A 24,216-nucleotide genomic window follows, 5' to 3' on the forward strand; every position below is an offset into this window, starting at 1 on the left:
CTGTGACCGGGCCCGAGAGTGGCGGTCATAACAAGGATAAAGGGTAAGAGGCGGGCATGGATTCGATTCTGGTTAAGGGCAACGGCGCACTCAACGGGGTGATTCCCATCGCGGGCGCCAAGAATGCCTGTCTGACACTGATGCCTGCGACGCTTTTGTCGGAAGAGCCGCTGACGCTGACCAATGCACCGCGTCTTTCGGATATCCGGACGATGACGAGCCTGCTGGAATCGCTTGGGGTTGAGGTTTCGGCGCTGCAGGATGGCAAGGTCATCACCATGTCGTCGCATGGCACGCTGAACCCGACGGCGGATTATGACATTGTACGCAAGATGCGGGCGTCCAATCTGGTCCTTGGCCCGCTGCTGGCGCGGCTGGGTCATGCGGTCGTGTCGCTGCCCGGGGGCTGTGCGATCGGGGCGCGGCCGATGGATATTCATATCGATGCTCTTTCGGCACTTGGGGCCGAGATCGATCTGCGGGACGGCTATCTTCATGCGAAAACGCAGGGCGGGCTGAAGGGCGCGGTGCATGAGATGCGCTTTGCCTCGGTCGGTGCGACCGAGAATTTCGTCATGGCGGCGACGCTCGCCAAGGGCACCTCGGTCCTGAAAAACGCCGCGCGCGAGCCCGAAATCGTTGATCTTGTTCATTGCCTGCGCCGCATGGGCGCGGAAATTGACGGCGAGGGCACCTCGACCATCACCATTCAGGGCGTGACCAGCCTGCGCGGCGCTACGCATCCGGTGGTGACTGACCGGATTGAGCTGGGCACCTATATGCTCGCGCCTGCGATCTGCGGCGGCGAGGTGGAATGTCTGGGTGGACGGATCGATCTGCTGGCGGCCTTTTGTGAGAAACTTGACGCGGCGGGGATTTCCGTCACCGAGACCGAAAAGGGCCTGAAAGTCGCGCGCAAGAATGGCCGCGTGAGGGCGGTCGATGTGGTGACCGAGCCTTTCCCGGGTTTCCCGACCGATCTTCAGGCGCAGATGATGGCGCTTTTGTGCACCGCCGAGGGCACGAGCGTTCTGGAAGAGAAGATCTTCGAGAATCGCTTTATGCATGCGCCGGAACTGATGCGGATGGGTGCCAGAATCGAAGTTCATGGCGGTCATGCGACCGTGCATGGCGTCGAAAAGCTGCGTGGCGCGCCGGTGATGGCGACCGATCTGCGCGCGAGCGTGTCGCTGATTCTCGCCGGCCTCGCGGCCGAGGGGGAGACGGTGGTGAGCCGGGTCTATCACCTTGATCGCGGCTATGAGCGGGTCGAGGAGAAGCTTCTCGCCTGTGGGGCGCATATCGAACGGATCAGTGGCGTCTGAGGGGGCGGATATGGCAGATGCGCGTTTTGAGGATGGCGATGAGGCACCGCTGAAGCTGGTGGCTCTGGAGCCAGAGGATCTGACGGTGATCGCCAGCCTGATCCAGGACGCGGTTCTGCCAGCCACCGAGATGAAATATGATCGCAAGCGCCGCCGTTTTGCGGCGCTTGTCAATCGCTTCCGCTGGGAAGACAGCGGTTTTGCCGAACGTTCCGGACGTGCCTATGAACGGGTGCGCAGCCTGTTGATGGTTGAAGATGTGCTTGAGGTGCGCAGCCAGGGCATCAGCCCGGGTGACGCCGATCAGGTACTGTCCGTTCTGGATCTGGCCTATGCGCCGGGCGAGGACGGCACCGGGGCGCTGACGCTGATCCTTGCCGGAGACGGGCTGATCGAGCTGCGGCTGGAAGCCCTGGAAGTGGTGCTGACCGATGTGACGAAACCCTATATCGCGCCATCGGGGAAAAAGCCGGAACACCGGGACTGACCGCCGGCCCTTGCCGGGCTTGCGGTCAAAGGAGCTGCCGCAGTTTCAGCCGGGCGGGCAGGAGGTCAGCCAGAGCTGGTCCCAGGGCTCATCCCCCGGGCTGGAGAAAATGGCATAGCGCAGCTGGCGCCCGAGATCGGTGAAGAGGAGGCTAGACGGAGCCTTGTCGCCCTCGATGGGGAAGGCGCCGATCTGGTTGCCCTCGACCGAATAGACCAGACCCTCCCAGACGCGACAGGCTTCCAGCTGGTCTTCCGAAGGCGCATCTTCGGGCCCGGGGGGCGGGCAGCCGTCATAGATCACACCGGTATCGCGGCTGGTGCCCATATTGGTGCGGATCTCGCCCCAGAGCTCGCGCCCGTCCCGGGTCTCGATGTCAAAGATCGCAAGCACCATGCCGCTTTGTTCCCAGCTTTGCAGCGGGCGGAAGCTGAGGCGGAAGCCGGTTTCTTTGTCGGAATAGACGGATTGGGTCACCGGGCAGGCGACGTCCGCGATTGCGGGCGCCACAGTTGATGTCAGCGCGAGGGCGAGGCCCGCGCGGCTGAAAAGGCGGCGGATCACTCCAGCACCACGAGCGCGTGGCGCTTTTTACCGGCGGTGAGTTTCACCGGATCGGCCAGCTCGCCCGCGCCAAGGCGCAGGCCCGCATCAAGAATGATCTCGTCATTCATCTTCGCGCCCCCTTCGGCGATCAGCCGTTTCGCATCTTTGCCCGAACCCGAAAGCCCGGCGCGGACCAGCAGTTGCACGATGCCGATACCATCGGCCACTTCGTCCGCGGTCAGCGCCACGGTCGGCAGGTCATCGCCGATACCGCCCTTTTCAAACACCTCGCGCGCGGTTGCCTCAGCCGCCTTCGCCGCTTCTTCGCCATGCAAAAGCGCGGTGGCGAGATTGGCGAGGATGATCTTCGCCTCGTTGATTTCAGACCCTTGCAGCGCACCCAGCCGGTCGCATTCTGCAACCGGCAGCTCAGTGAAGATCTTCAGGAACCGCGCCACATCGGCATCGGTCGTATTGCGCCAGAACTGCCAGAATTCATAAGCCGAGAGCATCTGGTCATTCAGCCAGACCGCGCCATTGGCGGACTTGCCCATCTTGCGCCCGTCAGACGTGGTCAGAAGCGGTGTCGTCAGCCCGTAAATCTCTTTCTCCGCGACGCGGCGCGCAAGGTCGATCCCGTTGACGATATTGCCCCACTGGTCTGATCCACCCATCTGCAACAGGCAGCCGTAACGGCGGTTGATTTCAACGAAATCATAGGCTTGCAGGATCATGTAGTTGAATTCGAGGAAAGAGAGCGATTGCTCGCGATCCAGCCGCGACTTAACGCTTTCAAAAGACAGCATCCGGTTGACCGAGAAATGCCGCCCGATATCGCGCAGGAAATCGAGGTAATTCAGATGATCCAGCCATTCGGCATTATTGAGCATGATGGCCCCATTGGGCGCATCCGAGTAATCGAGATATTTCGCGAAAACGCGGCCCATACCGGCGATATTCTCGTCGATCTTTTCCGGGGTCAGCAGCGGGCGCTCTTCCGATCGGAACGAGGGATCGCCCACTTTGGTCGTGCCGCCGCCCATCAGCGTGATCGGTTTATGGCCGGTTTTTTGCAGCCAGCGCAGCACCATGATGTTCATCAGATGGCCGACATGCAGGCTTGCCGCCGTCGCGTCATAGCCGATATAGGCGGGCACCACCCCCTTGATCAGGGCCTCGTCCAGCGCCTGATAATCGGTGCAATCGGCCACAAAGCCGCGCTCGAACATCACACGCAGGAATTCTGATTTCGGATGGTAGGTCATGGGTCGCGCTCCGCGCTTTCGCTTGCATATAGTCAGGCGGGTATAGCCGGGCGGGGGGTAAAGGAAAAGATGGGCAGCATGGCGGAAAAAGATCCCTGGAAAAGTGCCTCCCCTAAGCATGGCGACCATAAAGGCGATCAGGGGCCGGCGGTCTGGGCGCTTGGCACCATGTCGGGGACCTCGCTTGATGGGGTCGATGCGGCGATGGTGCTGACCAACGGCCATGAGGTGCTGGAATTCGGCCCCTCGGCCTTTCGCCCCTATACCCCGGCCGAGCAGGCGGTCCTGCGTGCAGCCCTCGGGCGCTGGCCCGGCGAGCCCGGCGTGGCCGAGGCGACCGAGATTGTCGAGACCGCCCATGCCGAGGTGATGGCGCGCTTTGACGGTGTGCAGATCGCAGGCTTCCACGGCCAGACTCTGGCGCATGATCCGGGCGGGCGTGGCACGCATCAGGCGGGGAATGGCCAGCTGCTGGCCGATACGCTTGGCCTGCCGGTGTTGTGGGATTTCCGCACCGCAGATGTGCAGATGGGCGGGCAGGGCGCACCGCTTGCGCCGTTCTACCATTTCGCGCTGGCGCGTTGGATCGGCGCGACCGCGCCGGTCGCGTTTCTCAACCTGGGCGGCGTTGGCAATCTGACCTGGGTCGATCCCGCACTGCCGCATCCACAATCCGAAGGCGCGCTGCTGGCCTTTGACACCGGCCCGGCCAATGCCCCGGTCAATGACCTGATGCAGGCCCGACTGGGGAAAAGCCATGACGAGGGGGGCGCGGTGGCGGCAAAGGGACGGGTGAAAAAGCCCGTGCTGGATCAGTTCCTTGCCCATCCCTATTTCCTGAAAATGCCGCCGAAATCGCTGGATCGTGACGCTTTCGCGGGGCTGGTCGCTGCGGTCAGAAAGCTCGACACCGCGGCGGCGGCGGCGACGCTGACCGCAGCGGCGGTTGCGGCAGTGGTTGAAGGCGCGAAACATTTCCCGCGCCCGGTCTCGCGGCTGCTGGTCACCGGCGGCGGGCGGCATAATCCGGTGATGATGAAAGGCCTCTCAAAGCGGCTCGGCTGTCCGGTCGATCCGGTCGAGGCGGTCGGCCTTGACGGGGATATGCTCGAAGCCCAGGCCTTCGCCTTCCTCGCGGTGCGGGTGGCGAAGGGGCTGCCGACCTCGTGCCGGACAACCACCGGCGTTGCGGCCAATATCGGCGGCGGCACCCTGTCGCGGCCAGCACTGTCAGACTGAGCGGCAGCAGCCCCCGGACCGCAGGTTCTGCGGCGGATCGGGGGCTGATGCTGCATTATCGCACCATGTGAAGCCTGTATTGCACAGTAAACTTTGCGTGCCAGGCGTTTAATTCCTGCGCCCGAATTCTATCTGTTGCCAGACCTGTCGCGACAGGGATTGCGACCCGGAAATATGCGCCCGGCAGGGCGCTGCTCTGAATGGATGACTGGCTTGGCAACCTTTGAATTTTACGCGACCGGCGATCAGATCGGCACCTATGGCGCGGCCAGCGGGCAGGGCAATGGGATGGAGATGGTCGTCACCCTGACCAATGTCCATGCGATCGGCGGTTCCACCGATATTTACCGGATCGTTGTCTCCCAGGCCAACAGCAACGACACCACTTTGCATAACGGCCAATGGGTGTCGATCTACACCTGGTCGGAAAGCAACCCCTCCGGCACATTGGTCTACAGCCAGCTGAACCCGCAGGACGATATGTTCCAGGGCCGGGCTTCGGGCGCGAATTACCAGATTTTCAGCTACAGTTCCAACCTGGTGATTGACCTGCGCGGCGTTGCGAACGGCACTGCCACCTATGGCGCCGAACAGAACGAGGCGCTGAATGCGCAGCTGCCCTTCACCGGATTTGCTAAAGACCCGCAGGATCTGTTTCCGCCAATCCCTTGTTTCGTCAGCGGAACCCGGATCCTGACAAAGCGTGGCCCCGTTGCGGTAGAACAGTTGCAGCCCGGCGACCGGGTCTGGACCCGCGGCCATGGGATGCAGCGCATCCGATGGATCGGATCAGCGTCAGCGGCCGGTATAGCGCATCTGGCACCGGTGCGCTTTGACACCGGCATCCTTGGCAATGACCGTCCGGTCTTTCTGTCGCAACAGCATCGCGTGCTGATCAGCGGCTGGCAGGCGGAGTTGAATTTCGGCGCAGAGGAGGTCCTCGTCGCTGCGCTGCATCTGGAGGATGGCGAGCGGGTCCGGATCGAGAGCCGGCCACGGGTCGAATACTGGCATATCGCTTTCGCGCAGCATGAGATCATCTGTGCCAAAGGTATGCTGGCCGAGAGCCTCTTCCCCGGCCCGATGGCGCTTGCATCGCTTTCGCCTGCCGCGCGGGAAGAATTGCTGGCGCTGTTCCCGGACTATTTCGGCGAGAGTGCGCGGGGGGGGCCGCAGACGACGCGACAATGCCTGACCCGGCGCGAGGCGCAGCTGCTGCATCTTGTCTGAGGCGGTCTCTGGCCATAACCGCGATCTGATCTGATCTGATCTGATCTGATCTGAACAGGGACCGGATACGCGACCCAGACGCCACTCAGCCGGTGGTGAAAACCGGGCTGTGATCGCCTGCCGCATAGCGGCGCAGCACTTCCGGGTAGAGACGGTGTTCCTCGCGCAGAACCCGCGCGGCGAGGGTTTCGGCTGTATCCCCTGCCAGGACCGGCACCCGTGCCTGACCCAGCAATGGCCCGTCATCCAGCACCGCCGTCACCTCATGCACTGTGCAGCCCGCCTCCTGATCGCCCGCATCAAGCGCGCGCTGATGGGTGTGCAGCCCGGGATATTTCGGCAGGAGGGATGGGTGGATGTTCAGCATCCGGCCCTGAAACCGCGCGACAAAGCCCGGCGTCAGCACGCGCATGAACCCGGCAAGGCAAAGGATATCCGGCTGTGCCGCCTCGATATGGGCGATCAGTTCGGCCTCGAAAGCCGCGCGGTCGCCCTTGAACGGGCGGTGATCGACGGCGGCCGTGGCAATGCCGGCCGCGCGCGCTTTTTCCAGCCCCGAGGCCGTGGGATCATTCGATGCCACCAGCACCGCGCGGGCCGGATGGTCGCCGGTCATCGACCTGACCAGCGCCACCATATTCGAGCCACCCCCCGAAATCAGGATGGCAACCCGTTTCACAGCAGGCGCCCTTTATAGATCACGCCTTCGCCCGAAGCATCCTGCGCCACGATCCGGCCCATCCGCACCGGCTCTTCGCCGGCAGCTTTCAGGCTGGCCTCGATTGCATCAGCCCGGCCGGCGTCAACCACCAGCATCATGCCGATGCCGCAATTGAAGGTTTTCAGCAGTTCCGGCTCCGACATGCCGGCAGTCTCGGCCAGCCAGCGGAAGACGGCCGGCAGATCCCAGGCGCCAAGGTCGATCTCGCAGGCGAGGCCGCCATTTTCGTCCGGGGCGGGCAGCACGCGCGGCGGATTCTCGGTGATGCCGCCGCCGGTGATATGCGCAAGCCCATGCACGCCGCCCAGTTTCGCCGCCGCCAGCGCCTGTTTGACGTAAAGCCGGGTCGGGGCGAGCAGCGCCTCGCCCAGCGTCGATTGCGCCCAGGGGCAGGGATCGGACCAGCCAAGGCCGGAAATCTCGACCACTTTGCGCACAAAGCTATAGCCGTTGGAATGGACGCCGCTCGACTTCAGCCCGATCAGGATATCGCCCTCGGCGACCCCGGCGGGCAGGTGGGTGCCCCGCTCCATCGCGCCAACCGCAAAACCTGCGAGGTCGAAATCGCCCTTGTGATACATGCCCGGCATCTCGGCGGTCTCGCCCCCGATCAGGGCGCAGCCGGAATCGGCGCAGCCCTTTGCGATGCCTTCGATGATCCGGGTCGCCTGATCGACATCAAGCTTGCCGGTGGCGAAATAGTCGAGGAAGAACAGAGGCTCCGCGCCCTGGCAGACGAGGTCATTGACGCACATCGCGACCAGATCGACGCCGATAGTATCGACATTGCCGGTATCGATCGCGATCCGGAGCTTGGTGCCAACCCCATCGGTTGCCGCCACCAGGATCGGATCCTTATAACCCGCATCCCTGAGGTCGAAAAGCGCGCCAAAGCCGCCAAGCCCCCCCATCACGCCCTTGCGCGACGTGGCCTTTGCGGCCGGTTTGATCCGGTCGACCAGCCGGTTTCCGGCGTCGATATCGACGCCCGCGCCCGCATAGGTCAGCCCTTGTTTCCCGGCATTCTCGCTCGTGGTCATTCGCCCGTCTCCCGGCCCGCTGGTCGCCCGTTCAATATCCGGCCCGCTTAGCCCAAAGCCTTGCAAAGCGCAACGCGCCCCGGCAGGCAAGACAAAGACAGCGGTTTCGAATCCTTGACCCCCGGCCATCATCTGCTTAGGCAGGTTGCACTTTCCGGGAGGCATATGGCACAGGGGGCACCCCCCGCGGCATACGCTCCTGCCGGGCCTGTAGCTCAATGGTCAGAGCAGGGCGCTCATAACGCCTTGGTTGGGGGTTCGAGTCCCTCCGGGCCTACCAATATACTGATTTCAGCCATATTTTGCTGAGAAATGTGTCCCGCAAGACCATACTGCGGGACACCTCACCACTCCAAGGCTGCCAAAACCTGCATGGCATCACCTGACATAGCGCGCCGCTGGGCGCCCTTCGTGTATACCTCAGAGGTCTTGGCCTGGCTGTGAGCCATGATTGCCATGATCTGGTGCTGGCTGCATCCGGCCTCGGCAAGCAACACGGCCACTGCCTTGCGAATCCCATGTGACGATTTGCCGACAATGCCCGCTGCCGCGCACCATTTCTGAACTCGGTTGCGCAGGCTTTCCGGGCTGGAAAACGGCTTCCCATGATCGGTCAGGAGATAGGTAGGCCCTACGACCTTTGCGGCGCGGGTAAGGGCCGGCCGGCAGAGAACCCGCCGACCGGCTTGTCGCTACAAGTCTATGCCCTCAGACAGCGTCAGCGAGTCATCCGAGTCGACGGCGAGATATCGGAAAGTGCTCTCCATCTTCGTGTGACCGAGCAGAAGCTGAATGGCCCGCAGGTTGCCGGTCTTCTTGTAGATCTGCGCAACCTTCGTCCGGCGCATCGAGTGATTCCCGTAAGCGTTCGGCTCGAGACCTATCGATGCAACCCAGTTACGCAAGATGCAGGCCTACTGCCGCGTCGACAGATTGAGCTACTCCCCGGAAATCGGACAGTGACGGAAGCTACGATCTGACGTTTGCTGGTCTCCACGGACGAGGAGATCAGGCATGCGAAAACGCAGGAACCATGACGCGGGCTTCAAGGCGCGCGTGGCACTTGAGGCCATCAAGGGCGAGCGCACTGTGTCGGAGTTGGCGGCCGAATACGGCGTGCATCCGACGATGATCCATCAATGGAAGAAATCGCTGCTCGACGGGGCTGCGGACATCTTCGAGCGCGGCGGCAAGAAGCCCGCGACGGAGGTGGATGAAGAGACGGTCCGGTCATTGCACGCCAAGATCGGGGAGCTGGCTGTCGCCAACGATTTTTTGTCACGAAAGCTCAAGCCGTGGAGCGGAAAGTGAGGCGTGGGATGATCGAACGGGACCACCCTGCACTGTCGATCGGGGCGCAGTGCCGCCTGCTGTCGATCTCGCGCTCGTCGTTCTGCCACGAGCCGGCTGGAGAGACTGATCAGAACCTCGGCCTGATGCAGCTGATCGACCGGCAGTTCATGGATACGCCCTTCTACGGCGTCCGGCAGATGACCTGGCATCTGCAAAACGAGGGGCACGGCGTGAACCAGAAGCGCATCCGGCGGCTGATGCGGCTCATGCGTTTGATGCCGATTTACCAGAAGCCCAACACCAGCAAGCCGAGAAAGGGCCACAAGACCTATCCCTACCTGCTGGGCGGGCTGCGGGTCGATCGCCCCGGTCAGGTCTGGTGCGCCGACATTACCTATCTCCCGATGCGGCGGGGGTTTCTGTATCTGGTCGCCATCATGGACTGGTTCACGCGCAAAGTTCTGGCCTGGCGCATATCGAACACCCTGGAAGCGGACTTCTGCGTCGAGGCGTTGAACGAGGCCATCCACCGGTTCGGCGCGCCCACAATCATGAACACTGACCAAGGCAGCCAGTTCACGTCCTTCGCTTGGACAGATCGGCTGAAACGCGTCGGAACCCGCATCTCGATGGACGGCAAGGGGCGGTGCATCGACAATGTCTTCATCGAGCGCCTGTGGCGGTCCCTGAAATACGAATGCGTCTATCTGCATGCCTGGGAGACCGGGTCTCAGGCAAAGGCCGCAATCGGATCCTGGGTCAGCTTCTATAACCATCGGCGGCCACACACTGCCCATGGCGGGTTGCCCCCCGCCGTGGTCTACTTCAACAGCATCGAAACCGACCGGCAGGCACAGGCAGTAGCTTAAACATCCTCGAAAACTGTCCAAGCATCGGGGAGTAGCTCAGACTGCCGGGTCATCGGACAGGCACTGTCGGCGCTGACGACGAGGGCTGTTGAAGCAGTTTGTTCTGTCACTGAAGCTGGCTGAAAGGCCCAGCTGATGCACTGACCGGCCTCAAGGGAGGCCAGAGGGGGCGGCAACCCGTCGCTTTGAGCCCATAGCCGCCGGTCAGCGACTTCCTCTATACTTCGAAAGTCCGTTCCCAAATTTCAGGTTTGCCCATGCGCATGTATCAGGTCGATGCCTTTACCGATCAGCTTTTCGCGGGTAATCCCGCCGCCGTTCTGGTGCTTGAAGACTGGCTTCCTGATCATCTGATGCTGGCCATCACGCAGGAGAACAATCTTGCCGAGACCGCCTTTGTCAAACCTCGTCAGGATGGCGCATGGGATCTGCGCTGGTTCGCCCCTGCACATGAGGTGGATTTCTGCGGCCATGCCACTTTGGCAACGGCGCATATCCTGTTCACGAAGCAGGGTGCCAGTTCCGAGCTTGTATTTCATACCCGTGTCGGCGAACTGAGGGTGTCGAAAGCGGCGCAGGGTTATCGCCTCGACATTCCCCGCCTGGACCCCGAAGCCATTGAGAGCCTCCCGCTTGAAATCGCCGAGATTTTTTCAGTTCCCCATGCTGGCATGTTCCGGAACTTCGAGAACATCTTCGTTGACCTTGGCAGTGCAGAAGCTGTCCGGAACTTCGTGCCCGATCTGAGCGCAATTTCCAGGCTCGGCTCTGTCGGATTGGTCGTCACAGGGGTAGATGCTGACGATGCTCCGCCAGATTTTGTCTCGCGTTATTTCGCACCCGGCGCGGGTATTCCCGAAGATCCGGTCACCGGGTCCATCCATGCAACACTTGTGCCCTATTGGGCTGCAAAACTGGGTCGGGACAGACTGATGGGTTTTCAGGCTTCGGCGCGTGGTGGCTGGCTGGACTGCGAGTTGACCGAGAAAAGGGTGCTTCTGTCAGGCAACGCCGTCACGTTCATGGAAGCTATCATTCTCATCCCTCAGGCGGTCTGATCCGAACGGCCGGTTCGTCCTGCATAGCGGCCACCGCTGGCCCGGTCCAGCGAGGCCGGGGGCAGGCAGGCCATCGGATCGACGCTTTGAGCCCATTGCGGACGCTTGGAGGTTGGTGGCATGATCTGCGCCGATGGAGGGTGCTGCCAATGATCGACCGCCCAGCACGAGATGCAGCGGCTCAGACCCTGCGAAGCTTCATAAGCGGGAAGATTACCAACGTCGCTTTCGAAGATTTGCAGCCACAAACAGATGATCCGGCAATTCACGCGATTTGGGATACCTGTTGGATTTTCTACGACGACTTCAAAACCCACCGCCTCGAGGGCAAAAACCGGTTAAACTTGGAACAGAGGAAGTCCTGTGTTCGATGGATTGTCTTTTTGCACAGCGACCTGGAATATAGCTGGCCACCGATCAGGCAACCAGGAAGTGATCCCAATCTTAGGGTAAGCAGGGGCCTCTGGCGTAGCGTCTTTTTCGGACCCTTCGACCTTTTACCAGAAGAAGTAAGCGAGTTCATGAGCGCGGGGTATTACGCTGTCTGGCCCTTCAATTCGGTGAAAGACTACAAGCAGGCAATTCGATCTCCGCGCATGCTGGCAGGGATACGCGCTCCATAGTGCGACCGTCTGCTTCGTCCCGCATAGCTGACACGCTACCCAACATGAACCGGGCTGACGCCGGGTGTTTAACCCTGGCTTTAAGAGGGCGTTCAACCCGTGCCGGGAAGGGCGCTCAGGCCCCGTTTTCAAAACTCGCCTGGTGCAAGTTCTGTTGTCAAACGGTGCAACTTTCGCTGTCACGCTACAATAGTGCAACAATGCCCAGGCCTGGTGAGGTCCTGGAAAGTGAGTTCGTTTGCTTATTTGCATTTTGCGAAAACTGTGAAGACAATAGTTTGCAAATTTTCGAAGTTTCGTTTTCTTTTCCTGTCGCGCAATATTATTGTCCTCTCGATTCCCGGGGAGGTGCGCCATGAAAGATATCCTGCAAGAGCTTGAAGACCGTCGCGCGGTGGCGCGGGCAGGGGGCGGGCAGCGGCGTATCGATGCGCAGCATGCCAAGGGGAAACTCACCGCGCGCGAGCGGATCGGGCTTTTGCTCGATGAGGGCTCGTTTGAGGAATTCGACATGTTCGTCGCCCATCGATGCACTGATTTCGGGATGGAGCAGGACCGGCCTCCGGGGGATGGGGTCGTCACCGGCTGGGGCACGATCAATGGCCGTATGGTCTATGTCTTCAGCCAGGATTTCACCGTGTTCGGCGGCTCGCTATCCGAGACCCATGCGCAGAAGATCTGCAAAATCATGGATATGGCGATCCAGAATGGGGCGCCGGTGATCGGGATCAACGATTCCGGCGGGGCGCGGATCCAGGAGGGCGTGGCCTCGCTTGCCGGCTATGCCGATGTGTTCCAGAGGAATGTTCTGGCCTCGGGCGTGGTGCCGCAGATCTCGCTCATCATGGGGCCCTGCGCAGGGGGCGCGGTCTATTCGCCGGCGATGACCGACTTCATCTTCATGGTGAAAGACAGCTCTTACATGTTCGTCACCGGCCCCGATGTGGTGAAAACGGTCACGAATGAGGTGGTGACGGCCGAGGAACTCGGTGGCGCCTCGACCCATACGAAGAAATCTTCGGTGGCGGATGGTGCGTTTGAAAACGATGTCGAGGCGTTGGCCGAGATCCGCCGGCTGTTTGACTTCCTGCCACTCAACAATCGCGAAAAAGCACCGGTGCGGCCGTTCTTTGACGAGCCGGGCCGGATCGAGCAGAGCCTTGACACGCTGATCCCTGACAATCCGAACCAGCCCTATGACATGAAAGAGCTGATCCATAAGATCGCCGATGAGGGTGATTTTTACGAGATCCAGAAGGATTACGCCGGCAATATCATCACCGGTTTCATCCGGATCGAGGGGCAGACGGTGGGCGTGGTCGCGAACCAGCCGATGGTGCTGGCGGGGTGCCTCGATATCGATTCCAGTCGCAAGGCGGCACGGTTCGTGCGCTTTTCCGATGCGTTCGAGATCCCGATCCTGACGCTGGTTGACGTGCCGGGCTTTCTGCCGGGCACAAGCCAGGAATATGGCGGCGTGATCAAGCATGGCGCGAAATTGCTGTTCGCTTACGGCGAGGCGACGGTGCCCAAGGTCACGGTTATCACCCGCAAGGCCTATGGCGGCGCCTATGACGTGATGTCCTCGAAACACCTGCGCGGCGATTTCAACTATGCCTGGCCCACCGCCGAGATCGCGGTGATGGGGGCGAAGGGCGCGGTCGAGATCCTGTACCGCTCGGAGCTGGGCGATAAGGACAGGATCGCCGAGCGCACGAAGGATTATGAGGACCGTTTCGCCAATCCTTTCGTCGCGGCCGAGAAGGGCTTTATCGATGAGGTGATCCAGCCCAGATCCACCCGGCGGCGTGTGGCGCGCGCTTTTGCGAGCCTTCGCAACAAGAAACTCTCGAACCCGTGGAAGAAGCACGACAATATTCCGCTCTGAAACCCCCATGAGGTGAGGTCGGGATATGTCTTCTCTGTTCAGCCGTCTTTTTATTGCCAGTTCTCTGGCGCTTTGCCTTGCGGCGGGGCGCTGCGACGATGGGGAGGCCGCCGCGACGGGCGAGGGGGTAATCGCGCTGCCTTCGGGCAAAGCCGCCGAATGGCTCGACGTGCAGAGCGATACAGCCGGAGTTGAGGGCGCGACCGCGCGCTTTCGTTTCATCGATAAGAGCCTGAAACCGGGCGAGGACCGCAGCGAAGATATGCAGAGCCTTTGTGACACATTCGCGCGTGAGCGGGTTGCGGCCATGGTGCCCGCGCCGCGCCAGATCGTGATCACTCTGGCCGATCGCCCGGTGCCTTTCGGCGCGACCGATCCCGAAGCCGTGCAGCTTTTCGAGGCATATCGCCTCGAAAACGCTGCCTGCATCTGGGAGATGTTCTGAAGATGGCACTACATCTGGTTGAAAACAGGGGTAAAACACCTCCTTCTGATGTAATGGAGTCACAGGGTGGCAACTTACTCACGCGCGCGTGTTTTTCGGCCCCGGATTCCGCTATCTTCACCTCAGGCCGACCCCAAGCGGCCTTTACCTCGCAAAGGGACAGGGCCGGCATAGTGCTGGCCTCAAGATCCCTGAATGAATGGAGCAGAAGATGTCGAGCACTATCCGTATTGTCGTTGCACTGGCTTTCGTGGGCACCATTGCTGCCTGCGCAAAGAAAGTTGAAGAAGAAGTGGTGTATATCGACCAGCCGGTTTCGGTCGAGCCGGTCTATACCGGTAAATACAAGTAAGACGACCGCTCAGCCCGGACGAAGATTCGGACGGGCTGAGCCGTTTCTGCGGCGCGTGGCACTGGCCGGCGCCGGCCGTTTTGGGCCTGTCTCAAAGCATGTCAGAGCTGTTGCCGCATTCGTTGCGCAGGCTTTTGCAAATTCTGTGAAATCTCCGATTCCCTTCTGCGAGCGCACACCATATGGTGCGGCACATCACCCTGATTCGCACTGGAGGTTGTCATGCGGACCACTGCTATCGTCGCCCTTATCGCTCTCTCGACCCTGGCCGCTTGCGCCAAGAAAACCGAGACCGTTGTTGTTGCTGAGCCCGTTTCGGTCGAGCCGACCTACACCGGCAAGTACAAGTGATTTCGCAGGGCGGTTGATCCCTGACGGATCGGCCGCCCGGCTTTCCTGCCTGACCGGATTTATTCCGGGTTTTCTGTCGAATGTTTCCGGCGCCGCTGGCGCCACGCCTGCCCAGCCTGCTAAAGCCGGTTCCGCAAAGAAAGGAACCGCGCCATGTTAAAGCACAGGGGCTTTCCGGGGCGTCTTACCGGAACCGATTTCCAATTCACCATCCGTCGTGCCAATCTCAAGGATGGGCCGGCAAAGATCATCCGCCGCGAGCGGTTCAGGGATCGCAAATTCGTCGACCGCAAGGCTGACGAGGCCTTTATGGCGGCACTCTGGGCCTGTTTCGGCGAAGAGGTTTTCGAGCGTGGCAATCTTGATGCCGGGCGTCTGTCCTGGCTGTTTGGCCGCGAGGTCGTGCCCGCAGAGGATCCCTTCAACCCGGCCAGCTATGAGGCCCTGCTGAAGATCGATGTCAAACGCGCCGAGGCGGCCTTTCCGGCTGTCTTTGCGCCGGATGCACCGGCTGTCAGCTTTGACGAGGATGACGGGGAGGATTGGGAATGATCCTCCTGCCGGCAGTCTTTTCGCGTCACATGACCCCGGCAGCCCCGGCCATAAACGCCGGCCTGGCGGGTTTCAGCCGCTTTGGCGGTCGCATTTACGTGAAAACTGCCGGCATATCTTTTGCAACGCAAAAGAATGCGCTAGAATCGGTCTCAACCATAACAAACCGAGGCAGTCTCTCATGCGTAAACTTGTCCTGCTCCTCCCGATTCTCGCCCTGCCGCTGGCTGGCTGCGTCAATAATGGCGGCGGCTATAACAACGGCTATGGCAGCTCTTCGCCGATGGACAGCGCCGCTGTGCGCACCGTTGGCGGCGCCGCAGCCGGCGCGCTGGTTGCAAGCGCAACCGGTGGTTCGAAAACCCAGGGCGCCCTCATCGGCGCCGTTGCCGGCGGCGGCTCCTGCATGGTGCCCGGCCTCAACAACTGTAACTGATCCGTCACCCGCAGCCGCGGGGTCTGATCTTATTTTCGACAATCTGAAACGGGGTCTTCCGGCAGCATATGCCGGAGGACCCTTTTGCATTTCGGCCCGTTTGGCCCGGGCCGGGACTGAGGGAGAGCCATGTTCAAGAAGATCCTGATCGCGAACCGGGGTGAGATCGCCTGCCGTGTCATCAAGACCGCACGGAAGATGGGCATTAAGACGGTCGCCGTCTATTCCGATGCCGACCGCAATGCGCTGCATGTGCAGATGGCGGATGAGGCCGTTCATATCGGCCCGGCTCCGGCGAACCAGTCCTATATCGTGATCGGGAAGATCCTTGACGCCATCCGCCAGACCGGCGCCGAGGCGGTGCATCCGGGCTATGGCTTCCTGTCTGAGCGGATGGATTTCGCCGCCGCCCTTGAGGAAATGGGCGTGGTGTTCATCGGGCCGCCCTCTCCGGCGATCGAGAAGATGGGCGATAAGATCACCTCAAAGAAACTGGCGCAGGAGGCCGGGGTCTCGACGGTGCCGGGCTATATGGGGCTGATTGCCGACGCGGAAGAGGCCGCGCGCATCTCGGACCAGATCGGCTATCCGGTGATGATCAAGGCCTCTGCGGGCGGTGGCGGCAAAGGGATGCGGATCGCCTGGACGGCCGATGAGGCGCGCGAAGGGTTCGAGTCGTCAAAGAACGAGGCGGCGAACAGCTTCGGCGATGACCGCATTTTCATTGAAAAATTCGTGACGCAGCCGCGCCATATCGAGATCCAGGTGCTGGCCGACAAACACGGCAATACCGTCTATCTGCATGAGCGCGAATGTTCGATCCAGCGCCGGAACCAGAAGGTCATTGAAGAGGCGCCGTCGCCCTTCCTTGACGAGGCGACCCGCAAGGCGATGGGCGAACAGGCCTGTGCGCTGGCGAAAGCGGTGGGTTACACCAGCGCGGGGACGGTGGAATTCATCGTCGACGGCGCGCGGAATTTCTACTTCCTCGAGATGAACACCCGGTTGCAGGTGGAACATCCCGTGACCGAACTGATCACAGGCATCGACCTTGTCGAGCAGATGATCCGTGTGGCAGCGGGCGAGAAGCTGCCCTTCGTGCAATCGGATCTGAAGATCAACGGCTGGGCGATGGAAAGCCGGCTTTACGCCGAAGACCCCTATCGCAACTTCCTGCCTTCGATCGGCCGCCTGACCCGTTACCGCCCGCCCGCTGAGGGGCAGACCGCGCGCGGTGGCATCGTGCGCAATGATACCGGCGTCTATGAGGGCGGCGAGATCTCGATGTATTACGACCCGATGATCGCGAAGCTCTGCACCTGGGCGCCGACCCGTGAGGCCGCGATTGGCGAGATGCGCCTGGCGCTGGACACATTCGAGGTCGAGGGGATCGGCCATAACCTGCCCTTCGTCGCGGCGGTGATGGATCACCCGAAATTCGTCGCAGGTGACATCACCACCGCCTTTATCGCCGAAGAGTATCCCGAGGGTTTCCAGGGCGCGACGCTGCCCGAGACGGAGCTGAAACGGATGGCGGCGGCGGCGGCAGCGATGAACCGCGTGGCCGAGATCCGGCGGACGAAGATTTCCGGCACGATGGACAATCACCAGCGCAGGGTGGGGGATGACTGGGTCGTGAGCCTTGGCGGCCATGATTTCGCGGTGACGATTGCGGCGGATCGCGAGGGCTCGACCGTGGGCTTTGCAGATGGCAGCAGCCTGCGCGTGAGTTCAGACTGGGTGCCGGGCCAGCCGCTGGCGCGGATCGCGGTCGATGGTTCGGATCTGGTGATGAAGGTCGACAAGATCCCGATGGGGTTCCGCCTGCGCAGCCGTGGCGCCGATCTGAAAACCCATGTCCGCAGCCCCCGCGCGGCAGAACTTGCCAGGCTGATGCCCGAGAAACTGCCGCCGGACACCTCGCGTTTCCTTCTGTGCCCGATGCCCGGGCTGGTGGTGAAGATCCAGGTCGAGGAAGGCCAGGAGATCCAGGAAGGCCAGGCGCTCGCCACAGTCGAGGCGATGAAGATGGAGAACATCCTGAAGGCCGAGAAGAAGGGCGTGGTGAAGCTGATCAAGGCCAAAGCCGGCGAAAGCCTCAGGGTGGATGATGTGATCATGGAGTTTGAATAGATCCATGGCGATCCCGGAATTTCAGACATTCATGCGACCGGTTCTCCAGGAGGTCGCCGATCGGGGACCTGTCCTGACACGCGACCTGACGGTGATCGTCGCAGACCGGCTTGGCCTCTCTGAGGATGAGCGCGCTGAGATGGTCTCGTCGGGCAATAAGACGCGGCTTTTTGACCGCGTTGCATGGGCCGCCACCTATCTTTGTCAGGCGGGGTTGCTGGAGCGCCCCCGCCGCGCGGTTCTGCAAATCACCGCTTCCGGTCGTGAGGCCTTGCAGTCGGGGCCGGACCGCATAACCCGGGCATGGCTGCAAGAGATTTCGCCACAGTTCCGGGTCTTTTCGCTGGGTGCCTCGGCCGATGAGGCCGACGCAGGTATCGTGGCGGGGGCGGCGGCAGGGGCATTGACGCCTGATGAGGCGATCCGGAATGCGCATCGTCAGCTGGATGAGGCCTTGGGTCAGGAGCTTGTGGAGCGGCTGGTCACCGCCAGCCCCGCATTCTTCGAACACACGATCCGGGAGCTGCTGGTGAAAATGGGCTATGGCGAGGGGCGTCATGCTGCCGATGTTCTTGGCGGTGCCGGGGATGACGGCGTTGATGGTGTCGTCAATCTCGATACGCTTGGCGTTGATCAGGTCTATTTTCAGGCCAAACGTTACCGCCAGGATATTGCCGTTGGCTCGGGGGCCCTGCGTGATTTCTTTGGAGCCCTCGCGCTGAAGGATGTGACCAAGGGCATCTTTGTTACCACAGCGCGTTTCTCCGACTCCGCACGTCTGACGGCCGAAAAGCTCAATAAACGTATCGTTCTGATTGACGGGGCAGAGCTCGCACGGCTTCTGATCAGGTTTTCGGTGGGATGCCGCATTCGGGAAACCTACAAGGTTTCCGAAATCGAAGAAGATTTCTTCGAATGAGCGGAATTTACCGCCCCGCCGGGTTCTTCTCCAGCGCCTCGGTGCGGGCGATGGGCATTTTGTCGATGGTGTTGATGATCTCGCGTGCCGCGCGGGGCGAAGGGCGGCGGACCGGCGAGCGCCAGTCCTTGTCCATCATCACCAGCGAAAACCCACGCGGGCGCAGTTTGCGGCGGATCTCGGACGGGGTTGCGGGGTCGGTATCGGTGATCAGCACCACATCCCGCGCCGTCAGCTGCGGGTAAAGGTCGGGCAGGATTTCCATCTGCCGGATGAAATTCGGGTCGTGCGGATTGTCGGCAAAGACGATCACAGGGCGCCGAACGAACAATTCGTCTGCTTCGGAAATCTCTGAGGCAGGCACCGGGCCGAACGGGGCGCCCAGATCGGGCATCTCTGCTGTCGGCTCTTCAGACGGGGCCTCCTGCGCCTGCAGGAGGGAGGGAACAAGGCCCGCAATTGCGGCCATGAGAACGAGGGAACGGCGGTCGAGCTTATGATCCATGCTCCGGATATAGAGTGGATCGGGCGAAACCCCAAGCGGCGAGATGCGCCTGATCGACAGATCGGGCCAGTCTGGCGAACGGAGTGACGAGAATGAGCGATCAGAACACCCCTGACCTGGCCTCCTGGGAGGCTCTGGCCTCGAAGGAGCTGAAGGGTAAACCTGCCTCCAGCCTGAACTGGCAGACGCTGGAGGGGATCGAGGTCAAGCCACTCTATACGGCGGCCGATCTGGAGGGGCTGCCGCAACTGGGCGAGCTTCCGGGTGTGGCGCCCTTCACCCGTGGTCCGCGCGCGACGATGTATGCGGGCAGGCCCTGGACGATCCGGCAATATGCGGGGTTTTCGACCGCCGAAGAGAGCAACGCCTTCTACCGCAAGAACCTTGCAGCGGGGCAGCAGGGCGTCTCGGTCGCTTTCGATCTGGCCACGCATCGGGGCTATGACAGCGACCACCCGCGCGTGGTGGGGGATGTGGGCAAGGCCGGTGTGGCAATCGATTCCGTCGAGGATATGAAGATCCTGTTCGACGGGATTCCCTTGGATAAAGTCTCGGTTTCCATGACGATGAATGGCGCGGTGATCCCGATCCTCGCCTCGTTCATCGTGGCGGGCGAAGAGCAGGGCCATTCGCGCAGCCTTCTTTCGGGCACCATTCAGAATGACATTCTGAAAGAGTTCATGGTCCGCAATACCTATATCTATCCGCCTGAACCAAGCATGCGGATCATCGCGGATATCATTGAATATACGTCGAAAGAGATGCCGAAATTCAATTCGATCTCGATCTCCGGCTATCACATGCAGGAGGCGGGGGCGAATCTCGTCCAGGAGCTGGCCTATACTCTGGCCGACGGGCGCGAATATGTCCGGGCCGCGCTGGCGGCCGGGATGAATGTCGATGATTTCGCCGGGCGGCTGTCGTTCTTTTTTGCCATCGGCATGAATTTCTTCATGGAAATTGCGAAACTCAGGGCGGCGCGGATGCTCTGGACCCGCATCATGCAGGAGTTTGAACCCAGGAAGCTGTCCTCGCTGATGCTGCGCACCCATTGCCAGACATCCGGCGTCAGCCTGCAAGAGGCCGATCCCTATAACAACGTGGTCCGCACCGCCTATGAGGCGATGTCGGCGGCGCTGGGGGGGACGCAAAGCCTTCATACCAATGCGCTCGACGAGGCGATTGCGCTGCCGACCGAATTCTCGGCCCGGATTGCAAGGAACACCCAGCTGATCTTGCAGGAAGAGACCGGCATCACCCATGTCGTCGATCCGCTGGCAGGGTCTTACTATGTCGAAAGCCTGACCGCGCAACTGGCAGAGGAGGCCTGGAAGCTGATTGAAGAGGTCGAGGCGATGGGGGGCATGACCAAGGCGGTTGCCTCGGGCATGCCGAAGCTGAGGATCGAGGAAACCGCGGCCCGGCGTCAGGCGATGATCGATCGTGGCGAAGAGGTCGTGGTCGGCGTCAACAAGTACCGCAAGGCGAAAGAAGACCCGATCGACATTCTCGAGATCGACAATATGAAAGTGCGCGATGCCCAGATCGCGCGGCTTGATCAGATCCGCGCGACCCGTGACCAGGTGGCCTGTGATGCGGCGCTCCTGGAACTGGGGCGACGCACTGTCGAGGGCGGCAATCTGCTGGAAGCCGCCGTTGAATGCGCGCGGATGCGGGCCTCCCTTGGGGAAATCAGCCTCGCGATGGAAGGTACATTCGGGCGTCACAGGGCGGAGGTGAAGACTTTGGCAGGGGTTTACGGAGCCGCCTATGAGGGCGATGCGGGATTCGAGGCGATCCAGAAAGACGTCGAGGCTTTCGCGGAAGAAGAGGGCCGCCGGCCCCGGATGCTGGTCGTGAAAATGGGCCAGGATGGACATGATCGCGGTGCCAAGGTGATCGCGACCGCCTTTGCCGATATCGGCTTTGACGTGGATGTGGGGCCTTTGTTCCAGACCCCGGAAGAGGCCGCGCAGGATGCCATCGACAATGACGTCCATATCATCGGTATCTCGTCCCAGGCGGCGGGGCATAAGACGCTCGCGCCCCTGCTGATCGCGGCGCTGAACAAGGCCGGTGCGGGGGATATCATGGTGATCTGCGGCGGCGTGATCCCGCAACAGGATTACGAATACCTGAAGACGGCCGGGGTGAAGGCGATCTTCGGGCCGGGCACCAATATCCCAGATGCGGCGAAAGAGATCCTCGACCTGATCCGGGCGACACGCGCCTGATACCGGCATTTTTACAGTGGAAGGGGGGCGATACCGCCCCCTTTTTCATCTGATGAGGTTCGCTTTGCGGTTTGCTGGGCTAATGGCCCTTTCACTGATCCTGCGATGGCTGAGACATTGCTCCTGGACCTTCCCGACCCAGGCGCCCGCGCCGCCCCGTCATGCGGCTGTCCCGCCGGACATAGAGGCGAAGGCGCAATGGCAGGCAGACAACCCGGGCCGGGATCAGAATGCGTCGCTGGAGCGGCAATGCGCGATGATCCCGACGCATCTTCTGTCGCGCAAAAGTGCAACACCGCGCGCCGCAGGCGTGGATCCGGCGGGCACGCTTTTGGGCCGCCCCTCTCTACCCATCCACGGGAAAGACAAGAGGCAGATGACATCGCTTCAATTCCCCTTCATCTGTCCTTAAATATCCCGGGGGACGCGGCAAAGCCGCGCGGGGGCAGGGCCCCCGACTGGCGCCCTCACTCCTCTCCCCGGCCGAGCCGGGCCGCGCGACCGCCGCGACGCTTGACCAGCGAGGCCGCGCGCGAGGGCAGCTCATCCATGATACGCCGGCGCTCGGGCGCGGTGATCGAGGACCAGGCGCCGATCTCTGAGAGCGTGCGGTAGCATCCGACGCAGATCTTCGCCTCGGAATGGATCACACAGATCTTCACGCAGGGGCTCTCGATCTCGTTGCGGGCCCAGATGTCGTCCTTCACGATCTGCCTTTCTGGCTTCGGCCCCGGATCTTTGGTCATCCGCTCACCGGTCCTGCTGTCACCGGTCCCTGGATCATCAGAGACCCGATCATCGGGACCGCGCTCATCCATGGCGCGCGATCTGGTCCAGCCGGTCCAGCGCGCCTTGCAGAATATAGCCCGCCGCCACCGCGTCGATCACCTCTTTCCGACGCTTTCTCGACGCATCCGCCTCAAGAAGCGCCCTTTCTGCCGCAACGGTTGACAACCGCTCATCCCACCAGGTGATCGGCAGTGGCGTCAGTTTTTCCAGATTGCGGGCGAAGGCGCGGGTGGATTGTGCCCGCGGCCCCTCGCTGCCATCCATGTTCAGCGGCAGGCCCAGCACGATCGCCTTCCCCTCGCGCGCCTTTATCAGATCCAGCAGCTTCGCCGCATCGAGGGTGAATTTCTCGCGCCGGATCACCAGGGTCGGCGTGGCGACCGAGCGGCGCAGGTCCGAGATCGCGACGCCGATGGTTTTGGTGCCCAGATCCAGACCGATAATCGCGCCGGAAGGCGGCAGTTCGGCCATCAGCTCTGAGATATCATCAAGGATCATGGCGTGACCTCGGCCGCCGGGATGGCTTTGGCGGCGGCTTCGATCAGCGCGCGCTCAGCGGCCCCGGATTCCCCGGGCTCCTCCGGCCAGGCGCTGCGGGCGCGCGTCAGCATGTCCCGCGCCTCCTCCATCCGTCCCAGCACCACAAGGCCGCGGATCAGCTGTGCCCATTCCGCGCCCGAGCCGCCCTCGCTTTGCAGCCGCGCGCCAAGGCCCGCAACCATTCCCGCCGCCATCTCGCCGATCTCGGCCTCGCTCTTGCCGGCGGCGGCCGCGATGTCTTCGGCGCCAGGCCCGCGCAGCGCCTGGTCTCCGGCTGCCGCTTCTGCCTCGGGCAGCTGATAATCCCAGGCCCCGGCGAACCAGGCCGCAGCCCGGATCTGGTCACGCAGGCGCGGCACCCAGAACCCATCCTGCGGCCCCTGTTCGATCAGCGGCCGCCAGAGCGCGAAGGCCCGGTCCGGCCGCCCGCCCTGGGCATAAAGCTCGCCCGCAAAGAGAAAGAGGGGGCCGGTGGCCTCGCTGACCGGCGGCAGCGCCGTCAGCACCGCGCGGTCCTCGCCCCGGGGCTGGAAGCCCTGGGCTGCGGCCAGCAAAAGATCCGCCACCCGGCCAAGCCCGGCGCGCCCGTCAAGGCCAAGGCCCCGGACCACCTCGGCCTCGGCCTCGGGCGAGACATAGCCCGAGGCCTGTTCCACCAGCAAAAGCGTCAGAAAGCTGTAATCGGTTGCGCTGGCCTTAGACCCGCGCACCTCGATCAGACGCCGCTGCGCGAGGATCGCATCGGCGTAATTCCCCAGCCGCGCCTCGATGGTCGCGCGCAGCCCGAGGCCCTGGAGGTTGTCAGTCACCGCCGGATCCACCGTTTCGCGCAGCTTTTGCAGCGGCTCGACCATGTCCGGCTCCGGCTCGGCCGGGATGATCGGGGGCAGGTTCGCGACATAGACCGCCTGCGAGGGTCGGGTTGCCATACGGGCTTCGGCCTCGGCCAGCCGCGTCGCCATGGGCAGATCAGGCTGCCCGGGCCGCCCAAGCTGCAGATAGAGAAATACTGCCCCCGCCACCGCAATTACGATCACCCCGACCGCCAGCACCAGATCGCGCGGCGAGCCGGCATCTGAAACAGCGCGCCGGTTCTGCCGGTCTGCTTCCAGGAGCCGGCGCCCGATTTCGGCCCTGAGCCGCTGCGCCTCGGCCCCGGCAAGCGCCCCGCGCGCCTCATCCTTCCCGATCCCGGCAAGCTGCTGGCGATAAAGGCTGACATCCCGTGCGAGTTCCGGTTCCGGCGGGGTGCGGCGGGCAAAAAGCAGGCTGAGGGTCAGGAGGATCGCAATCCCGCCCGCAAGCATCGCCGCCACCATCCAGAACCCGGTGGCATCGCCCAGTCCATCCATCATCCGCCCCATCATCCGCGCATC

At 62.1% G+C, this 24,216-nt stretch carries 24 protein-coding genes, 1 tRNA gene and 2 pseudogenes; 17 read left to right on the forward strand and 10 right to left on the reverse strand.

Going from position 1 to position 24,216, the window contains the following annotated elements; translation table 11 throughout:
• The first annotated feature begins 56 nt into the window (after positions 1 to 56).
• Together murA and BLW25_RS03830 are read left to right on the forward strand one after the other, a co-directional pair.
• Entirely contained in the window at positions 57 to 1,325 is a 1,269-nt protein-coding gene (gene murA, locus BLW25_RS03825) for a UDP-N-acetylglucosamine 1-carboxyvinyltransferase (protein ID WP_092896487.1), read from the forward strand.
• Between the two features lie 10 nt (positions 1,326 to 1,335).
• Positions 1,336 to 1,812 (forward strand): DUF2948 family protein, encoded by a 477-nt coding sequence (locus BLW25_RS03830; protein ID WP_092896489.1) that lies wholly within the window; start codon positions 1,336 to 1,338, stop codon positions 1,810 to 1,812.
• Between the two features lie 45 nt (positions 1,813 to 1,857).
• Here the strand turns inward: BLW25_RS03830 and BLW25_RS03835 are convergent, their stop codons facing one another.
• Both BLW25_RS03835 and tyrS read right to left on the reverse strand, forming a co-directional pair.
• Complete coding sequence (locus BLW25_RS03835) at positions 1,858 to 2,376, reverse strand: hypothetical protein (RefSeq protein WP_092896491.1); 519 nt, start codon at positions 2,374 to 2,376, stop codon at positions 1,858 to 1,860.
• Positions 2,373 to 3,623, reverse strand: coding sequence for a tyrosine--tRNA ligase (gene tyrS / locus BLW25_RS03840; RefSeq protein WP_092896493.1), 1,251 nt, complete (start codon positions 3,621 to 3,623; stop codon positions 2,373 to 2,375). Before tyrS ends, BLW25_RS03835 begins: the two co-directional genes overlap by 4 nt.
• Before the next feature lie 78 nt (positions 3,624 to 3,701).
• Here tyrS and BLW25_RS03845 point away from each other — a divergent pair, with 78 nt between their 5' ends.
• Positions 3,702 to 4,862 carry an anhydro-N-acetylmuramic acid kinase gene (locus BLW25_RS03845; RefSeq protein WP_092901468.1) on the forward strand — a complete coding sequence of 387 codons (1,161 nt, stop codon included), beginning with the start codon at positions 3,702 to 3,704 and terminating at the stop codon, positions 4,860 to 4,862.
• 213 nt (positions 4,863 to 5,075) lie between these two features.
• Entirely contained in the window at positions 5,076 to 6,092 is a 1,017-nt protein-coding gene (locus tag BLW25_RS03850) for a Hint domain-containing protein (RefSeq protein WP_171909466.1), read from the forward strand.
• An 85-nt stretch (positions 6,093 to 6,177) separates the two neighbouring features.
• Here BLW25_RS03850 and purN read toward each other — a convergent pair whose 3' ends face one another.
• Together purN and purM are read right to left on the reverse strand one after the other, a co-directional pair.
• Positions 6,178 to 6,771, reverse strand: coding sequence for a phosphoribosylglycinamide formyltransferase (purN, locus tag BLW25_RS03855; RefSeq protein ID WP_092896497.1), 594 nt, complete (start codon positions 6,769 to 6,771; stop codon positions 6,178 to 6,180).
• The gene (purM, locus tag BLW25_RS03860) at positions 6,768 to 7,853 is read right to left on the reverse strand and encodes a phosphoribosylformylglycinamidine cyclo-ligase (RefSeq protein WP_092896499.1); all 1,086 of its coding nucleotides are present in this window, start codon (positions 7,851 to 7,853) and stop codon (positions 6,768 to 6,770) included. The genes purN and purM overlap by 4 nt, the downstream gene beginning before the upstream one ends.
• A gap of 204 nt (positions 7,854 to 8,057) precedes the next feature.
• Here purM and BLW25_RS03865 point away from each other — a divergent pair.
• Positions 8,058 to 8,133 (forward strand) — tRNA-Ile (locus BLW25_RS03865).
• Between the two features lie 64 nt (positions 8,134 to 8,197).
• Here the strand turns inward: BLW25_RS03865 and BLW25_RS03870 are convergent.
• Positions 8,198 to 8,470 carry a tyrosine-type recombinase/integrase gene (locus BLW25_RS03870; protein ID WP_092896501.1) on the reverse strand — a complete coding sequence of 91 codons (273 nt, stop codon included), beginning with the start codon at positions 8,468 to 8,470 and terminating at the stop codon, positions 8,198 to 8,200.
• A gap of 75 nt (positions 8,471 to 8,545) precedes the next feature.
• Positions 8,546 to 8,767: pseudogene (locus BLW25_RS03875) on the reverse strand (tyrosine-type recombinase/integrase); the annotation flags it as partial.
• A gap of 100 nt (positions 8,768 to 8,867) precedes the next feature.
• Between BLW25_RS03875 and BLW25_RS03880 the strand changes: the two are divergent.
• The 11 genes and pseudogenes from BLW25_RS03880 (at position 8,868) to BLW25_RS03920 (ending at position 18,772) form a co-directional block, all read left to right on the forward strand.
• Positions 8,868 to 10,015: pseudogene (locus tag BLW25_RS03880) on the forward strand (IS3 family transposase).
• A gap of 263 nt (positions 10,016 to 10,278) precedes the next feature.
• On the forward strand, positions 10,279 to 11,073 hold the full coding sequence (locus tag BLW25_RS03885; RefSeq protein WP_216279327.1) for a PhzF family phenazine biosynthesis protein: 795 nt from the start codon (positions 10,279 to 10,281) through the stop codon (positions 11,071 to 11,073).
• Between the two features lie 149 nt (positions 11,074 to 11,222).
• Entirely contained in the window at positions 11,223 to 11,696 is a 474-nt protein-coding gene (locus BLW25_RS03890) for a hypothetical protein (protein ID WP_092896505.1), read from the forward strand.
• Between the two features lie 355 nt (positions 11,697 to 12,051).
• Positions 12,052 to 13,584, forward strand: a complete 1,533-nt coding sequence (locus BLW25_RS03895) for an acyl-CoA carboxylase subunit beta (protein WP_092896507.1) — start codon at positions 12,052 to 12,054, stop codon at positions 13,582 to 13,584.
• 25 nt (positions 13,585 to 13,609) lie between these two features.
• Positions 13,610 to 14,029, forward strand: coding sequence for a DUF6497 family protein (locus BLW25_RS03900; RefSeq protein ID WP_092896510.1), 420 nt, complete (start codon positions 13,610 to 13,612; stop codon positions 14,027 to 14,029).
• Positions 14,030 to 14,240: 211 nt separating this feature from the next.
• Complete coding sequence (locus BLW25_RS24230; RefSeq protein ID WP_171909468.1) at positions 14,241 to 14,381, forward strand: hypothetical protein; 141 nt, start codon at positions 14,241 to 14,243, stop codon at positions 14,379 to 14,381.
• 222 nt (positions 14,382 to 14,603) lie between these two features.
• Positions 14,604 to 14,732 (forward strand): hypothetical protein, encoded by a 129-nt coding sequence (locus BLW25_RS25190; protein ID WP_255532374.1) that lies wholly within the window; start codon positions 14,604 to 14,606, stop codon positions 14,730 to 14,732.
• Positions 14,733 to 14,885: 153 nt separating this feature from the next.
• Entirely contained in the window at positions 14,886 to 15,284 is a 399-nt protein-coding gene (locus tag BLW25_RS03905; RefSeq protein WP_092896512.1) for a hypothetical protein, read from the forward strand.
• A 181-nt stretch (positions 15,285 to 15,465) separates the two neighbouring features.
• On the forward strand, positions 15,466 to 15,720 hold the full coding sequence (locus BLW25_RS03910) for a hypothetical protein (protein WP_092896514.1): 255 nt from the start codon (positions 15,466 to 15,468) through the stop codon (positions 15,718 to 15,720).
• A 129-nt stretch (positions 15,721 to 15,849) separates the two neighbouring features.
• Positions 15,850 to 17,853 (forward strand): acetyl-CoA carboxylase biotin carboxylase subunit, encoded by a 2,004-nt coding sequence (locus BLW25_RS03915; RefSeq protein WP_092896516.1) that lies wholly within the window; start codon positions 15,850 to 15,852, stop codon positions 17,851 to 17,853.
• Between the two features lie 31 nt (positions 17,854 to 17,884).
• On the forward strand, positions 17,885 to 18,772 hold the full coding sequence (locus tag BLW25_RS03920; protein ID WP_171909469.1) for a restriction endonuclease: 888 nt from the start codon (positions 17,885 to 17,887) through the stop codon (positions 18,770 to 18,772).
• A 7-nt stretch (positions 18,773 to 18,779) separates the two neighbouring features.
• Here BLW25_RS03920 and BLW25_RS24875 read toward each other — a convergent pair whose 3' ends face one another.
• Entirely contained in the window at positions 18,780 to 19,277 is a 498-nt protein-coding gene (locus BLW25_RS24875; RefSeq protein ID WP_253188194.1) for a DUF4174 domain-containing protein, read from the reverse strand.
• A 92-nt stretch (positions 19,278 to 19,369) separates the two neighbouring features.
• Between BLW25_RS24875 and scpA the strand changes: the two genes are divergently transcribed.
• Positions 19,370 to 21,511 carry a methylmalonyl-CoA mutase gene (scpA, locus tag BLW25_RS03930; protein WP_092896520.1) on the forward strand — a complete coding sequence of 714 codons (2,142 nt, stop codon included), beginning with the start codon at positions 19,370 to 19,372 and terminating at the stop codon, positions 21,509 to 21,511.
• A gap of 467 nt (positions 21,512 to 21,978) precedes the next feature.
• Here the strand turns inward: scpA and BLW25_RS03940 are convergent, their stop codons facing one another.
• The 3 genes from BLW25_RS03940 to ccmI form a co-directional block, all read right to left on the reverse strand.
• Entirely contained in the window at positions 21,979 to 22,257 is a 279-nt protein-coding gene (locus BLW25_RS03940; protein WP_092901474.1) for a DUF1289 domain-containing protein, read from the reverse strand.
• A gap of 64 nt (positions 22,258 to 22,321) precedes the next feature.
• Positions 22,322 to 22,798, reverse strand: a complete 477-nt coding sequence (gene ruvX, locus BLW25_RS03945) for a Holliday junction resolvase RuvX (RefSeq protein WP_092896524.1) — start codon at positions 22,796 to 22,798, stop codon at positions 22,322 to 22,324.
• The gene (gene ccmI, locus BLW25_RS03950; RefSeq protein ID WP_171909470.1) at positions 22,795 to 24,195 is read right to left on the reverse strand and encodes a c-type cytochrome biogenesis protein CcmI; all 1,401 of its coding nucleotides are present in this window, start codon (positions 24,193 to 24,195) and stop codon (positions 22,795 to 22,797) included. Before ccmI ends, ruvX begins: the two co-directional genes overlap by 4 nt.
• Positions 24,196 to 24,216 lie beyond the last annotated feature (21 nt).

This window comes from Rhodobacter sp. 24-YEA-8, from assembly GCF_900105075.1.
Taxonomy (GTDB): Bacteria; Pseudomonadota; Alphaproteobacteria; order Rhodobacterales; family Rhodobacteraceae; genus Pseudogemmobacter.